Here is a 16,015-nt window from a genome sequence, read left to right on the forward strand (position 1 = left end):
ACCCGGCCGAACGGTTCACCCCTGTTCCCCGCCGCCGTTCAACTGGGTGAGGGCGCTGAAGATGCTGTCCTCCAGGCTCTCCCCGGGGAGCGGCTCCTCGTGCCGGGGCGGCCCGGCTTCCTGCCGCCGCGGCAGCGGCGGGTTCGAGCCCTGCTGGTAGAACTGCGGCGGCTGGACCTGCACCCACGAGTCCTCCGACGACTCGCTGCGGGAATCCAGCGGGTCCGACTCGTCCTCCCCCTCGTAGAGCCGGGCCGTCTGCCACGAGGCACCCGACGCCTCGCGCTCGTGCGGCAGATCCGGCAGGTCCGAGTCGACCGACACGTTGTCCGACTCGTTCCCCAACCGGGCGCCCGCGTGCAGGTAGAACTCGTCGGCACCCTCGTAGAGCGGGGCCGTCACCCACGAGTCGCCCGACGCCTCCCGCTCGTGCTCGCGCTCGCGCGACAGGTCCTCCGACGAATCCGACGAATCGCTCCGCGACGAGGAATCCGACGTGACGGAATCGTCCTCCGGGGTGTGCGGCGGCTCCGGCTCCGGTGTGTCCTCCACCGTCCGCACCGGCGTCGGCTGCACCTGCTCCTGCACCTGCTCCTGCACCCGCTCCTGGACGGGCGGACCGCCCTGCTCCGTGGTCGGCTGCTGCTCCGGCACCTCCTCCACCGGCGCCCGCCGCACCGGCGGCACCTGCACCGGCACGTTCTCCACCGGCACGTTCTCCACCGGCGGCACCTGGACCGGCGGTTCGTGCACCGGCGGTTCGTGCACCGGCGGCTCGTGCACCGGCACGTCCTCCGCCGCGTCCCGCGACGGCGGTCCGACCCGGAACCTGCGGACGCCGCCCGCGGCTCGGCCGGGCTCCGCCGGCTCCGCCCGCACCACCTGGGCCGTGGTGGTCACGATGACCACCTCCACCTCGCGCTCCGTCGTCCGGAGCACCTCGCGCAGCCTCCGCTCCAGCCGCGCGGCCTCCTTCGCGGCCCGCTCGGGCGACACGTCCAGGACGATCTCGACCAGCTGCGGCCCGTCGCCCTCCGCCCGGAGGACTCGTCGCCCGACGTCGTCGAGCAGCCTGTTCATGCCGCTCGTGCTGTGGCCGTCGGCCTCCAGACGGATCACCGGATCCGCTCCGGCGGACGGCACCCGCAGGCTCAGGTCCACGGGCTGGTGAACGCCCGGGGCGTCCCACCGGGCGTTCACGTCGGCCGCCGTCATCGCGAGGTCCTCACCGACGTGCTCGGCCAGCTCCTGGAGGCGGCGCCGGTCCCCCGCCGGCACCGGACGGCCGTCGAGCACCCTGCGGAGCTGCTCGAAGGCTCCTGCGTTCGACTCGTCCGCGCCGAGGAGGAGCATCCGGTCCAGGCCCCGCAGCCACCGCGCGGCCCGCTCGCCCTCGGTGGTGAGCGACCCGGCGAGCAGTTCCCGGGCGGCGTGGCCGACGCCCAGGATCCGGGGACGGTCCTCCGGAACGTCCGGGCTCAGCCCCAGCGCGTCCGCCACCGACGTCACCGCCGTCCGCGGCGCGCCGTGCAGCCGGAGTTCGCCGCCGGGCGTGTCCTCATCGAACCGCAGGTAGCCGCCGGTCGGCACCTCCGTGTGGTCCCTGGTGCTGTCGACCGGGATGTCGATCTCGATCGCCATGAGCTCCTTGCGGGGAAGCCTCAGCTCGCCCTTGTGGTAGATCACCTCCACCTCGGCGAAGCCCCGGTACCGCGCGGTGTCGGTCTTGATCTTGGCGTTGCCCACGAGCTGGCCGCCCTCGCCGGTCGCGAGGTCGGTCCGGTGCTGGTAGGCGCCGTCGAGGTAGCCGCCGGCGCGGCCGCCGACGGACTCGTGGAGGTCGCCCTTGGCACCGCCGGTGAGGCGGCCCGCCACCTGGAGCGTGCGCTGCGCGTTGACGCCGTCGGTGACCGAGGTCGTGTTGGTCGGGTTGGACTCCGACTCCGAGTCGGTCCGGACGAACTCCAGTTCCTTGACCTTCACCCTGACCTCCACCCGGACGTCGCCGGCCAGGTCGGTCGGCCCGATCAGGAGCGTGGAGTTCCCCGGGCCGTGCGTGAGCGTCGGCGCCCCGCTCGCGGGGGCCTGCCCGGCGTTCCCGGCCGGGGCGGCCGGGGTGAGCGGCGTGAGCGGGGTGCTGAGGCGGCTCGCCAGCGCCACGGGGTCGATCATCCGGCCCACCGTGCCCCGGATCCGGTCCCAGGTGCCCGACCCCAGGAACTCCTCCGCACCCGCCGTGAGTTGCCGCCGCGCGTCCGGCCCCATGCCGACCGACCGCACCACGTCGGTGTCGACCAGCCCGTGCGTCCACACCCGGTCCGGCGGGATCCGGACGGCGTTGCCCTCCGGCCCGTGGTCGGCCAGCGCGCGCAGGGCCGCCCCGCGCGGCGCGGTCGCGGAGTCGAAGGCGTTGCCCGGGTTGGGCGTGGCCCCGGCCGGTGCCTGCGCCCTCGTCTCGGCGACGTCGATGACCGCCTCCATGCCGACCGGGCGCCGGAAGTAGGCGTGCCTGGTCGCCATCACGAAGGGGGGCGTGCTGCCGACCGGCTCCTTCCACTCGACCCTGAAGTGCAGGTCCGCCTCGCCGGTGAAGATGCTCGCGTTCTTGGGCTTCACCTTGGTGGTGTTGCCGGAGCCCGTGCGGTTGGACCAGGTCTCCTGGGTGTCGTGGCCGGTCGCCCCGGTCAGCGCCCCGCCCGCGTACCAGGCGCCGCCCGTGACGCCCACCGTGGCGCGCAGCTGGTGGCCGGAGCCCGTCCCGCCACCGGTCGCCCCGTCGGCCGCCGAGTGGGAGTGCTCGGTCTGCGTCCCGGTGTTGAACTCGGTGGTCGTGGTGCTGCCGGTGTGCGCCAGCCTCCGGACGGACGCGCCGATCCGGATGGTCGCACCGCCGTCGGAGACCACCAGTTCCCGGCCCGACATCATGGCCTTGAGCTGGTCGTGCAGGGTGTTCGGGGTGAGCACCTCGTAGAGCTTGTGCCTGATGCCGGACCTGCCCAGCCCGTCCAGCCACTTCGTGAGGTTCCTCCCGCCGAACTCCCCCGGGTCGCCCGCCCCGCGCAGGAGGGCCTTGCCGAAGTCGGGCGGCGTCGCACCGGTGCGCGCGCCGTCCGGCACGAAGACGTTGGTGACGACGTCGGAGGAGCCGAGCAGGTGCGTCTGCCAGATGCGGTCCGGGACCGCGCGCGGCGCTTCCACGGCGCCGTACTGCGGGGTGACGACCTCCGCCTTCATCGTGATCGGTTCGAGTTTCGTCGTGGTGGGGATCAGGCCGCCCGTCCAGCCGCGGATCTCCACGTCGAACACGGCGTCGGCGTCGGAGACGGCGGCCTTCGACACGTTCTTCGCCCGGTTGACGGTGCTTCCGGCGGTCTCCAGGGCGATCCCGGTCGCCGAGTCGTGACGGTAGGAGTAGTCGACCGTCAGCACGCTCTTGCCGTCCGTGCCCGGCCTGCCGGTCAGCCCGACGGTGCCCGTCACACGCTCCCGCTGGTCGTGCGAGACGCCGTGGCCGGTCCGGTTCTGCGTACCGACCTCGATCTCGGCGTCGTTCACCTCGCGCCGAAGCACGGGGGCGTCCCTCAGCCTGGCCCGGACGAGCACCTCGGCCGACCAGCCCGGTCCCTCGACCGGCACCTTGAGCACCCCGCCCCGGGTGAGCTGGGACAGGTTGGCCTGGAGCGTCTTCGCCCCGAGTTCCTCGGCGAGGACGCGCTCCAGCTCCCGGGAGACACCGCCGCGCGCGGCGAAGCGCTTCTTCAACGCGCCGCGGACCTCACTGAGCACCTCGCCGCCGCCGCTCCGCCCGTCGTCCCGTTCCTTGAACGCGACCACGGTGGAGGCGCCGAGTTCGTTGCGCGGCAGGACGGTCGGCGTCACCGCCTCCAGCGTGGCCTTCGGGGCCCGCACGCCGAACTCGGTACCGAAGTCCCCGCTGACCTCGCGCGCGCCGCCCCGGCCCTCCAGGGTCACCGTCAGCCGCACCGTTGCGCGGTGGATGTTCTGCGCGTCGCGGATCTTGCTGTTCGCGTAGAGCTTGTCCGCGGCGGAGTCACGGACACCGACACGTGCCCGCTCCTGGAGGCCGAGGTCCGCGTTGCCGTAGGGCGGGTTCTCGGCCACCGGGAACCCGATGCCGCCCTGCTTGACCTTGTGCTTCCCGCTCTGCCGGCGCTCGGAGGTGAACGTGCTGCTCTCGTTCTGCCGGCTGAGGTCGGCGTTGCCGCTCTGCCGGAGGAACTCCGAGTCCGTGAGGGTGGCCCGGACGGTCACCTTGAGGTTGCGTCCCAGCGCCGAGTCCTTGAGGACGCCCAGCTTGCTCTGGTCGAAGGAGTTCAGCTCGAACTGCTCCCCCCGGGTCATCGCGCTGAGTCGGGTCGCCAGCGCGGGCTGGGTGACGAGTTGCATGACCTCGTCCCGGACGGCGGGCCAGAGGCTTCCGTAGTACTCCTTCCCGGCCCGCTCCAGGTCGGCCCGCAGCTCCCCGACGGAACCGATGTCGCGGACGACGGTGGACTCCGGCAGGAGGGTGCTCGTGAGCCCGTGCTCCGGCGCCGTCCCGGCCTGCGGATCCGTCCGCGGCGGCGTCAGCAGGTCCGCCTGCGGCATCAGCGTGCGGAACCCGACCGGCACCTCGACGGCGTCGCCCACCTGCTGGTCGCCCTTGCGGACCACCACCTCCAGGTAGCCGTCGCCGTCGAGGACCGCCCCCGGCTCCTTGGTCTTGGTGGTGACCGCGGTCTCCAGCGTCCGGCCCGAGATGTGGATCGAGTCAGACCCCTTGCGGATGCCGTACGCACCGCCGACGTTGACGGTGTCGGGGCCGAGCCTGCCGCCCCCCTGGAGCTGCCAGAGCCCGCTCACGACCTTCCGCCGCAGCTTGGTCGTCACGGAGCCGGCGCCGGTGTTGAACTCGGTCTCCTTGGTGAGGGCCAGCACGTTCAGCTCGCGGTTGGCGGCCTTCACCTCGATCCGCACGTCGCTCCCGGGGACCCGGATGACGACGGCCTCGCCGTTCGTCATGCCCTTGAAGTCCTGCTGGAGCCGCTGGTAGCCGAACTCGGCCACCAGCCGGTCGGACAGCGTCCGGGTGTTGCCCGCGAACGCCGCCCGGACGTCGGCGTGCCGGGTCAGGAGGTCGACGACGCCCGCCATGACCTGCCGCTGCACCGGCCGGCCGGGCGGGGTGTTCAGGTCCTGGAGTTCCACGCTCCCGCCCGCGTCCTCCCCCGGCGTCGGGCGCAGCTGCGGCAGGCCCTTGGCGTGGACGTCCAGCATGACGTGGGACAGGTGCAGCCGGGCCTGCGTCCGGCGGGCCGGGTCGAAGCCGTCCGGCCAGCCCTGGTGGGCGGGGTCGGGGGCCTCGGCGGAGGCCCGGGTCTCGCGCTGCGGGATACCCACCTCGATCGGCGTGGTCACGACGTTCGCGGCCGTCGGGTCCAGCCGGTGCGACAGGTCCTCCGTCCCCCGCCGGCCGGCCGGCTGGTACCCGACCTCCAGGTGCAGCCGGCCGTCGAACATCTCGGTGAGCTCGGTGGTCTTGGACCGCGAGAAGAACCGCGCCCGGGTCGTCAGGCCCTCCCAGGACATCAGGTCGCCCTGGACCCCGCCGGCGCCCTGGACCCGGAACAGCTTGAAGAAGTCGAACCGCCCCTGGAGGCCGAGGCCGAGCCGCTTGCGTCCGCCCGTGGTCGTGCCGAGCGTCACGACGCGGTCGCTGCCGCCCTCGTACTCGAACTTCGCCTTCGGCTTGTCCTTCGCCCGGTGCACCAGGTCCGCCACCTCGCCGCGGATGGTGACGGTGCCCTGCCGGGCGTCGGTCCCGACCGGGATGTGCAGGACCTCTCCCCGGGAGAGCGCGGACACCTGGGCGCGCAGGCCGGAGTCGCTGAAGAGGCTCTCGGCGAGCGTGTGGGCGAGGGCCTGCCGGTTGACGGTCTCCGGGGGGAGGACGCCGACGATCCGATCGGCGAGGTTCGTGACCAGCGCGCTGTTCGGCTCGCCGATGCCGGTCACCATGTGCGAGCCGGAGAGCATGCCGGACTCGGTGACGGTCCGCGGCGCCAGCAGCGGCTCCCGCTCGTCGGCCTTGGGCGGGGCGGGCACCACGACGGCCTCGTCCTTGGGCGGGGCCGGGAGCTCCGGCTCGTCCTTGGGCGGGGTCACCGGCCCGGCGTTCTCGTCCTCGGACCGGGTCAACGGCAGCCGGGAGCCGGAGCTCTGCCCCTGCTTGCCGGACTCGGCGTTCTCCATCTCCTCGATCCGCCGCAGGATCTCCGGCAGATCCTGGTCGGACCCGCGCTTGTCGCGCACCGGGTTCTCGCGCACCGTGCTCTCGCGTACCGGGCTCTCGCGGACCGGGCTCTCGCGCACGTCCTCGCCGTCGTCGACCGGCCCCTCGGCCCGGCGCTTGCCGGCGGCGTTCCGCTGGATCCGCTGCCGTTCCTCCGCGGTCAGCTCCTCCTCCGAGAGGTCCTCCTCGGCCTCCCTCCGCAGCCGCTCCCGCTCCTCGGCCTCCTGCCGCTCCGCCTCCTCCTCGGCCCGCTCCCTGCGGAGCCGGTCGAGCCGCCGCTGCTCCTGCCGGTGCTCCGCGGCGGCGACGGTCGAGTAGCCGTCCTGCTCGGTGTGGTCGAGCGTGACCCGGCGACCGTTCGCCGGGCCGAACTCGGAGACCGTCGCGCGGTCGTTGCCGACGTCCACGAGCGTGACCCGGAGGTCCAGCGCGGCGGCCGTGAGCACGGCGAACGCGTCGCGCACGGCGCGCGGGTCGCGCACCGCGTCCCGGCCGTGCTCCCCCCAGGCGGCGATCTCCCGGTGGAGGTCCGCCACGAAGGCCGGCCAGTGCGCCACCTCGTCGCCCAGGCGGCGGGCCCACGCGGCGTACAGCTCGTACGCCTCCCTCCCCAGCTCGGGGTTCTGCCGCAGCCGCTCCTCGACCAGCTCGCGCAGGGCCCGCTCCGCGGTGGCCGGGTCGGCGGACACCCGTCCGCCCTCGGCCTCGCCGAACAGCTCACGCAGCAGCCGCGGGTCGTCCTCGACGAGCGCGCGCAGCATCGGCGCGCCGGCCGGTTCGTTGTCGGCCGGGGTGGAGGGCTGCCGGGAATCCTCCTGGCCGCCCTCGCGCCGCACGTCGGCCGCGAGGGCGGGGGCGGGCTGCTCCCCGCCGTCCAGCGTGAACGGCGGGACGTGCAGCTGCGCGAGGTCCCGCTGGTCACCGACGCCGGTGACCAGGACGATCTGCCCGTCCTCCACGTGGACCGCGAGCTCGACACCGCCGAAACTCCCCCGGACGACGTCGGTCACGGTCGAGCCGAACCGGCTGTCGTGCTCGTTGAGGACCTGGACGGCGGCCCACCGCGCGTCGCGGGCCGTCCACTCCCGGGGCAGGCTGTGCCCGACGGGCAGGAGGCGCGGATCGGCGGCCGCCGCGGCCAGGCTGAACCGGGCCTCCAGGTCCCGCAGTTGCCGCGCGGTCTGCTGGTCCCAGCCGGCCAGCACGGCGGGCGGGTGCTCGCCCGGCCGCAGCGGGCCGGGTTCGCGCAGGTCGGCCGGGACGCGGGGGGCGCCCTGCTGGGCGACCAGGTCCGCGAGCGGGGTCGTGAAGTCGCTCAGCGCGGCGCCGACCGCGTTGAACACCTGGTCCTGGCCCTGGACGGCCAGCGGGCCCAGGACGGCCGGCACGTCCGACACGGCGTCGGGGCGCACCACCACCTCGGAGAAGACGTCCGCCCGTCCGGGCGTGAAGTCGAGGACGACGGCGACCAGCCTCGGCGGCACCCCGTTCGCGTCCGCGGTCTCCCGCACCCGTTCCTGGACGTACGCGTTCACCCGCTGCTGGACCGCCTCCTCGGCGAAGGCACGCAGTTCGGGCGTCACCCGGCCCTCGACGACGGTGCGCACCGGAACGGTGATCCGCAGGCCCTCCTGCCCGGAGTCGAACAGCACCCGCGAGACGGCAAGCGGGCGGTCGCCCATCCAGGTCCGGGTGGGCGCGGAGGTGCTCAGCACCCGCTTCTGGTCCCACCCGGTCATCGGCTGGGTGTCGGTCGGGCGGTGGGCCAGGTGGGCGCCGTCGCGCGAGAGCCCCTCGATGCGGACCCCGTCGGCCTCGCCCACCCAGTAGTACGTCCGGCCGTCCTCCAGGTACACCCGCCGGTCGGCCGGGACGCCGTCGTGCGCCTCGTCGACGCGGCTCAGCAGTTCCTCGGACCTCCACTCGCGCGGGTACATGGTGCGCCCGCTGCCGCCGTCGGCGTTGCCGCGAAAGCGCCAGCGGGTCGGGAACTCGGCGAGCGGGGAGTTCGGCGCGACGGTCGGGTCGAGGAAGGCCACCCGGGCCCGGTAGGTGCCGTTGTGGATCGCGGGGGTGGTCTCGACGACCCGCACGCCGTGCGCCCGGAGCGTGTTCGCCGGGTCCGCCACGTGGTCCGGGTTCAGCTCGTGGTGCAGTCCGGTGAGGTGCTGCCGGTCGCCGTAGCGGACGACGTCCTCGGCGCGCTGGCCGAACGCCCCGGTGCCCCGGTCCGGGTCGTCGGGGGTGGGGCGGTGCGGGGCGTTCAGCGGCGGGTCCACGTCCGGCTGGTCGTCGGCCGGACGGAACGACAGGAACCGGTCGCCGCGGACCTCGCCCTCGATCCGCACCCCGGCGTACTCGCCGGTCCAGCGGTACCGGCTGCCGCCCAGCGGGACCACGGTGTCGGTGCCCAGCGCGTTCAGGTACGCCTGCTCGGCCGCGTACACCGCGTCCTCGCCGGTCCAGTTGCGCGGGAACATCCGGCGGTGGGCGGGCCCGGTGGTCAGCAGATCGCCGGCGGCGGAGAGGGTGGCCACCTGGCGGGCCCTCGGTACGGCGGAGGACGGGGAGAAATCGGCGACCACGACGCCGTTGCGCTCCACCCGGACCACCCGCTCGGGCGCCGTCCGGTCGGAACCGGTCGGGGGCAGCAGGTGGCCGCCCGGGTTGCGGGTGTCGCCGAACAGCGAGGACTGCCGGGAGTCGAGGTCGAAGGCGGCCCGGCGCGGCAGTTCGCGGGCGTTCGGCACCGGTTGCACGGGGCCGAGGGCCTGCTCGATCACCGCGCCCAGCTCACGCAGGTTCCGCGGCGTGAGCGCGAACCGCATCGGGGTGCCGTCCGGGGTGACCCCGGCGTTCATGTCGACCCGGGCCCGGTCGTGGGCGGCCAGGGTGCCGGCCATCAGTCCGGCGTCGGTGTACACGGGGCGGGGGCGGACCTCGTGGGAGACGACCACGACGTCGCCGTCCTCGTCGACCGCCTCCTCGAAGAGGCGCCGCTCCCGGTACTCGTCGGGCAGACCGAACAGGTGGCCGATCTCGTGGCCCAGGACGGACCCGTCCGAGTGCAGGCCCCAGAGGTCGTTGTGCTCGCGGACGTCCCCGTCCAGGACCAGGACCCGGTGGTGTGCCGCGCCGGGGTCGTCGACGAACTCGGCCCGCACCACCAGGACGTCGCCGTCGGGCAGCCGGTGGCCGGTGTTGAGGTACTCGTCCACGCTCCGCCGGGCGCGTTCGCGCAGGTCCCCCAGCGCCTCGGTGTGGTCCTGGCCGGCCGGCAGCTGGGAGGTGTCGAGGTGGATCCGCACCACGGCCTCGACCGCCGGGGTGCCGTCCAGCAGGTAGCCGCGGGAGGCCTGGAAGCGCCGGTGGTGCGTGGAGGTGCTGCTGTGCAGCGCCGGGTCGGCGGGCGCGCTGATCTCGACCGGGTCGAGGACCACGGCGAACCTGAGGTCCGGCGCCGGCGCCTCGTAGGCCGGTCGCACCGGCTGTGGCCGCTCCGGTGCCTCGTCCAGGTCCATCAGCAGGTCCGACCGCGCGTCCGCGTCCTCGGAGCGGCGGCCGGAGCCGGCGCCGGAGCCGCCCTCCCAGTCCATGTCCTCGTCGTCGGAGGAGAGCAGGTCCAGCGTGGAGTCCGTGAAGGACGTCTCCTCGTCCGACTCCGGGTACAGCTCCATGGCCTCGTCCTCGTCAAGGCGGCGGTGGCCGTCCGGCGAACCGGTGTCGTGCTCGGAGCCCTCATCGGACGCGGGGAAGTGCGGCAGCGGCTCGGTCCCACCGGTCTGTCGGGCCGGCTGCCGCGAGCCGCGCTCGGGTATCGGGACGGCGTGCTGGAGCGGCGGGACATGGCCGTCCGCGACCATGAAGTCGACGATCCGGCGGTTCCCGTCGCGCACCACCGTGATCTCCACGCCGGCGAACCTCACCTGGCCCCGGGACCCGCCGTCGTCGAGCGCGGTCTCGTTCACCAACGGCCGCCCCGCGTAGGCCGCGTAGAGCGCCTCCCCGGCCGTCCACTCCTGCGGCAGGCCGCGGCCGGCCCCGGTCCTCAGCACGCCGACCTCGTTCGGGGGCACGGCGATCGTGCTCAGGTCGGCGAGGACGGCCGGGCGCCTGCCGGTGCCGGGCAGCCCGGGCTCGGTGAGCGGGGCGGAGTTCCCCCGCCGCCGGGCGTCGGGCTGGTCGTCCGCCGGACGGTGGATCAGGTGCCGGCCGTCCCGGGTGATGCCCTCGATCCGGACGCCGTCGCCCGTGCCGGTCCAGTGGACGGCGCCGTTGACGACGCGGTCCTCGGCCCGGTTCCGGTTCTCGTAGGCCGTCCCGACGGCGTCGAGGACCCGGCCGGCCCGCCAGTGCGACGGGTAGAACATGTTCGTCGGGTGGTCCGCGCGCCTGAACCAGCGGGAGGGGAACTGCGCGAGGTGGGCCCGCGGGGCGACGAACGGGTCGAGGAACCAGGCGGTGGCGCGGTAGGTCCCGTTGGGGTTGGAGTGGAACGAGCGGTTCCCCATCCTGACGCCCATCCGGTGGCCGGCCCGCTCCACCGGGGAGAAGTCCCCCTCCCGGGGCCGGCCCAGGTCCGGCTGGTGGTGGAAGCCGGTGAGGGTCTGCCGGTCGCCGTAGCGCACCAGGTCCACGACCCGCTGGCCGAAGGTGTCCGGGAACGGGTGCCACGGCAGGTGCGGGGCCGCGCCCAGCCCGCCCTGGTCGTCGGCCGGACGGAAGGAGACGATCTCCGCGACCTCGACCGGGCCGCCGGGCCGGTTCTCGGCCGGGTTCTCCGGCCGGAACTCGGTCCGGACCTCGACCCGGCCCTCGATCCGCACCCCGCCGTACTCGCCGGTGAACGACCAGCTGCCGGGGCGCAGTTCGGTGAACGCGGGGGTCTCCTGGCGGCGGGCGTGCTGGTACGCCTGCTCCGCCGCGTAGACCGCGTCGTCCTCCGACCAGTGCTCGGGGAACATCGTGCGGTGGCGGTCGCCCTCCCGCAGGGCCCCGGCCGGGCCGAGCGCGAGATCGCCGGCCGACCGGTGGTGACCCGTCGTCACCGGGTCGGCCGGGCCGCCGAGCACCCGGAAGGTGCCGTTGCGGTTCTCCGACCCCGCCACGCGCTCCGGTCGGGGCCGGTCCGAGCCCGGCGGCGGCAACAGGTGGCCGCCGTCCCGCCGGTCGCCGTACAGCGCGGCGCGCCGGGCGTCCTCGTTCACCCGCGGGCGCGGCGGGTGGGTGCCCTCCGGACCGGGTCCGCGCTCGGCCCCGAAGGCGGTGTCGATCACGGCGCCCAGCTGCCGCAGGTTCCGCGCCTTCAGGACGGGCCGCGGGTCCTCCCGGCTGCCGTTGCCGTGCGGGTTGTCGGCGTCCACCCCGACCCGGTCGAAGCGGTCGCGGGTGGTGGCCCCCATCATCCCGCCGTCGCCGTGGACCGGGCGGACCCGGCCGGGGCGGGAGGGTTCGCGGTACTCGTCCGGCAGCCCGAGCAGGTGGCCGACCTCGTGGACGACGGCCTTGGCCGGGGTGTCCAGGCCCCAGTTGAGGGCGTTCGGCCGCGGCTGCGTCGGGTGGACCTGCACGGTGTGGTGCGCCTCGCCGGGACCGCGCACGAACGCGAGCTTCACCCGCAGCCGGTCGCCGCCGGGCAGCCGCTGGCCGAGGTCGTAGATCTCCGCCATCCTGGCGCGGGCGTTCCTGGTCAGGTCCTTGAGGCCGTCCTTGGCGGCCCGCTTCGTCAGGTCGAGGTCGCCGGTGTCCAGATACACCTTGACGGTCACCACCGACTCGGTGTCACCGTCGGCGAGCCTGACCCGGCTCACCGAGAACCGCTGGAGCCGCCGCTCCTCCAGGGCGCGGTCGAAGGCGTCGGCCGGAGGGGCGACCTCACGGGTCCCGAGCACCCGGCGCCGCTCGGGCGCGGGCGTGGCCGACTGGTCCGGGACCCGCTGGTCCGGCCGGGCCCAGAAGTCGGTGATGCGGCCGTCCTCGACCCGCACGGTGAGCTTCACCCCGGCGAACTCGCCGTGGCGCAGCGTGGGAGCGGTCGTGCCACCGGGCGGCACCGGGCCGGCCGGGGCCCGGAAGGCGGAGCGCGCGACCACGCTCGCGGCGTAGCGGGCCTCGTCGGCGGTCCACTCGCGCGGCAGGTGGCGGCCCTCGGTCGGGCGGTCCCACACGGCCGGTGCGAAGAGCGCCTGCGCCCCGAGGAGCATCGTCTCGCCGGAGACGGTGTGCGGCGGCGGTGGCGCCTGTTCCCGCACCGCGGCCAGCAGCCCGGCCGGGCCCGGTCCGGTCGCGGCCTCGTGCAGCAGCGGCACGGCCTGCTGGAGGGTGAGGTCCTGCCCGGGGACGAACGGGATCTCGGTGGCGTCGCCGTCCCTGGTGAACCGCAGCCCGAGTTCCATCCGGGTGGTGCCGTCCGGACCTGCCAGCAGCCGTCCGGCGGCCCGGTGCAGCCCGATCTGGGCGCGCACGAGATCCGGCTGCGGGACGTTCTCGGTGCCCACCAGCCTGACCCGGGCGGTGAGCCGGACGAGCTCCGTCCCGTCCGACAGCAGCTCGCGGCGGACCGAGACCGGACCGAAGCCGGTCAGTGGCGCCTCGGCGCCCCGGCCGACCGTCGGCGCCCCGCCGACGTCGTACCGCGGGTCGCGGAGCGACTGGTGCGGGGACGGTCGGTGGCCCAGGAAGCTGCCGTCCGCCAGGTACATGCCTTCGATCCACACGTCGTCGGCACGGCCCAGCTTGAAGGTGACGCCGTTCTCCACGCGCACGAGCTGCGCGTTCCCGAGCGCTTCGTCGACCCGGGCGGCGAGGTGCGCCTCGGTCCAGCTCTTCGGGTAGTACACCGTCCCGGGGTCGAGCAGCGAACGGCTCCAGCGCGAGGGGAAGGCCGCGAGCGGGGCGCCCTCGCCGACCGAGGGGTCCAGCCGCGCCTGGAAGACCCGGACCGTGCCGTTGGGCAGGGTCTCCTGCCGCTCGCCGGCCTGGAGGGCGGGCGGGCGGCGCGGGCCGCCCTTCAGCGTGCCGTCGGGTTCGGTGGGCTGCCAGGCGTTGTGCCGGGTCGGCGGGGGGACGGTCCCGGCCGTCGGGGCCGTCGGGGCCGCCGGGGCCGTCGCGGGGTCGGCCGCCGGGGCCGTCGCGGGGTCGGCCGCCGGCGGACGCGCGGAGGCTTCGGTGTCCGCGTCGCCGCCGTACGGCGCGTTCGGCAGCGGGACCTCCTCGTCCGGGGCGGGGGGCGGGAGGGCCTTGTCCTCGTCGGTGGACGTGCGGGGCCGCGTCGTGGTGTCGTCGGGCGTGCGGCCGAGGGGGGTGTCCTGACCGCCGAGGACCGAGGCGATGCTCCCGGTCTGCCGGGGGATCCGGGGGGCCGGCTCCTGGACGTCGTGGCGGCCGGACGCGTCGGTGCCGACCGGCGGGTTCGGGGCGCGGTCCGGAGTGCGGTCCGGGGCCGGGTGGCCGGCGGAGGAGGTGGCGACCGTCGCGGAGGCGGTGGCGTGTTCCGTGGTGGCCGCGGAGTCGTCCGCCCCGCCGACCCGCCTGCGGGGCGCGGCCGGCCCGTCGCCCGCGGACTCGGTGGACACGGGGGGCGCCGCGCCCTTGCGGGCCGGAGCGTTCCTCCGCGGGGTCTCCTGGCCCGCGGTCTCCGAGGGCGCCCGCTCGGAGGACCTCCGGTCCGGCGCCTTCTGCTCGGACTCCTGCGACCGCGGCTTCGGTGCGACGGCCGGGGCGTCGTCCGACTGGACCTTGACCGGCGCCCCGGGGGCGTTCCCCTCGCCGTCCTTCGATCCGCCGGCCTTCGGCGTCCCCGTGGAACCGTCCGTCGGCACCAGGGTCTCGGTGCTGCCGCCGATCGTCCGGGTGAGCGTCTCGGCCAGCGAGAGGTGGTCGCCGCCGCCCCGCTCCTCCGCCAGGAAGTCGACGTACGGCAGCAGTTGCTGCATCCACTCGGCCACCTCGCGGTCGGCCGGCGGGGTCTTGATGTCCACCCCCGAGGCGTGCGACAGGCCCTTGGCGACGTCCTCCAGCGAGTCGACCCGGAAGCTCCTGGCGAACTCGAAGGCCTCCGGGTGGCCCATCCGGGGCACCGGGAAGGGCACGAGCTTGCCGGATGCCATGCTGGCGAGCGCGGCGAAGCTGATCGGGTGGTAGAGCGGGAAGTACTTGGACGCCCCGTCCTTGACGGCCTGGAACTGGGTCCGCTGGACCAGGTCGGCGTAGCCGTGCATCAGCGGGGCCGTGCCGAGGTGCAGGACGTGGCCCATCATCGCGGTCATCATGCCGCCGACGAAGCTGCCCGCGGTGACGGTGAACTCGTGGTTCTCGCCGAAGATGAGGTTGTAGAAGCCCTCGCTGAGCACGTTCTGGGTGCCGGACTGGACGTAGTTGCCGAGCGCCAGGCCGAGCTGGAACATCTTGTTGCCCTGCGTCAGGCCGTCGGCGAGGTCCGGCAGGTGCTTTCCCAGCGCGTTGATCTGGTGGGCGGTCAGGCCCTTCCCGGCGTTCCCCTCCTGGGTGAGGACCGCGCCGAGCGCCTCCTTGAGGCCCTCGCTGGCCGCGCCCCGGGACAGGACGCTCTGCTGGGACTTGCCCACCCACTTCTCGGCGAACGCCTCGCCGAGCTCGCGGCCGAGCGCCCCTGCCCCCTTCTTCCCGAGCTGCTCGCCGAGGTGCTTGACGAAGGTCTTCTCCATCTCCTTGACGAAAATGCCGCCGAGCGTGCCCTTGCCGGTCTTCCCGAAGCCCGCCTGGAGCTGCTCGGCGGACGCCTCCATCAGGCTGCCGAGGTCCCGGGCGAACGCCTTGGCCTGCGCCTTCTTCAGGGCCTCGTCGGCGAGCCCCTTCGAGGTCTCCTTGCCGATGGTGCCGAGCGTGCCCTTCTCGCCGGACTTGGCGGCCGCCTCGGCGGCGGTCTTCAGCGTGCCCTTGAGGCTCTTCAGCTCGCCGTTCACCAGGTAGTCGCTGAGCTTGTCCGCGAGCAGCCGGCCGCCGCTCTTTCCCAGCAGCCGGCCGAGCAGCTTGCCCAGGCCCAGGCCGAGCAGGTCGAGCGGGCCGCCGAGGACACCGCCGATGACGCCGAAGAGCACGGCCTGCTTGGTGTACTCCTTGTCGATCTCCTTGCGGTTGCCCTGGCCGATCTGGAGGTTCTGGATGACGCCGTCCATCAGCAGACCGCCCACGATGCCCGAGAAGGTGTGCATCGCGATGGTCTTGAGCAGGTACTTCATCAGGGCCGTCAGCGCGACCTTGGTGAGCAGCTTCTTGAGCACCAGTCCGGACAGGCTGGTACCGAAGCTGAACGGCGCCCAGAAGATCGCCAGCGCGATCTCGACGATCAGCTGCACCAGCTGGGCGATCGCCATCCACTTGGTGTACTCGACCGTGTTGGCCACGTCGCCGGCGCAGTCCGCCAGCGCCTTGGCGGTCTTGGCCGCCGCCGTCACGTAGTCGTCCCCGCCGTTCGCGCCGATGAACGCGTTCATCTGGTAGGTGAACGTGGTGGCGGCCTGGCCCTTGAACTGCCGGGCGCAGGCGATCGCCACCTTCGCGATCAGCGCCCGCAGTTCCGGCAGCTCCTTGTGCAGCTGCTCGTAGGCGTCCCGGACGTCGCGCAGGTCCCCCTCACGGATCTCCGGCCAGGGCATGCCGGTGATGATCGTGAAGAACCTCGCGGTCGATTCGTTGACCTCGATCGAGGAGTGGGCCACGGGAACTGCCTGCCGTTTCCGTTCG

At 74.2% G+C, this 16,015-nt stretch carries 1 protein-coding gene; it reads right to left on the minus strand.

The window, feature by feature from the left end; all coding sequences use genetic code 11:
• Positions 1 to 15: 15 nt before the first annotated feature.
• Entirely contained in the window at positions 16 to 15,990 is a 15,975-nt protein-coding gene (locus tag ACFCLZ_RS06510) for an EndoU domain-containing protein (RefSeq protein ID WP_380283768.1), read from the minus strand.
• Positions 15,991 to 16,015 lie beyond the last annotated feature (25 nt).

Origin of the sequence: Kitasatospora purpeofusca, from assembly GCF_042691725.1 — a bacterium.
GTDB classification, from domain to species: Bacteria; Actinomycetota; Actinomycetes; order Streptomycetales; family Streptomycetaceae; genus Kitasatospora; species Kitasatospora purpeofusca_B.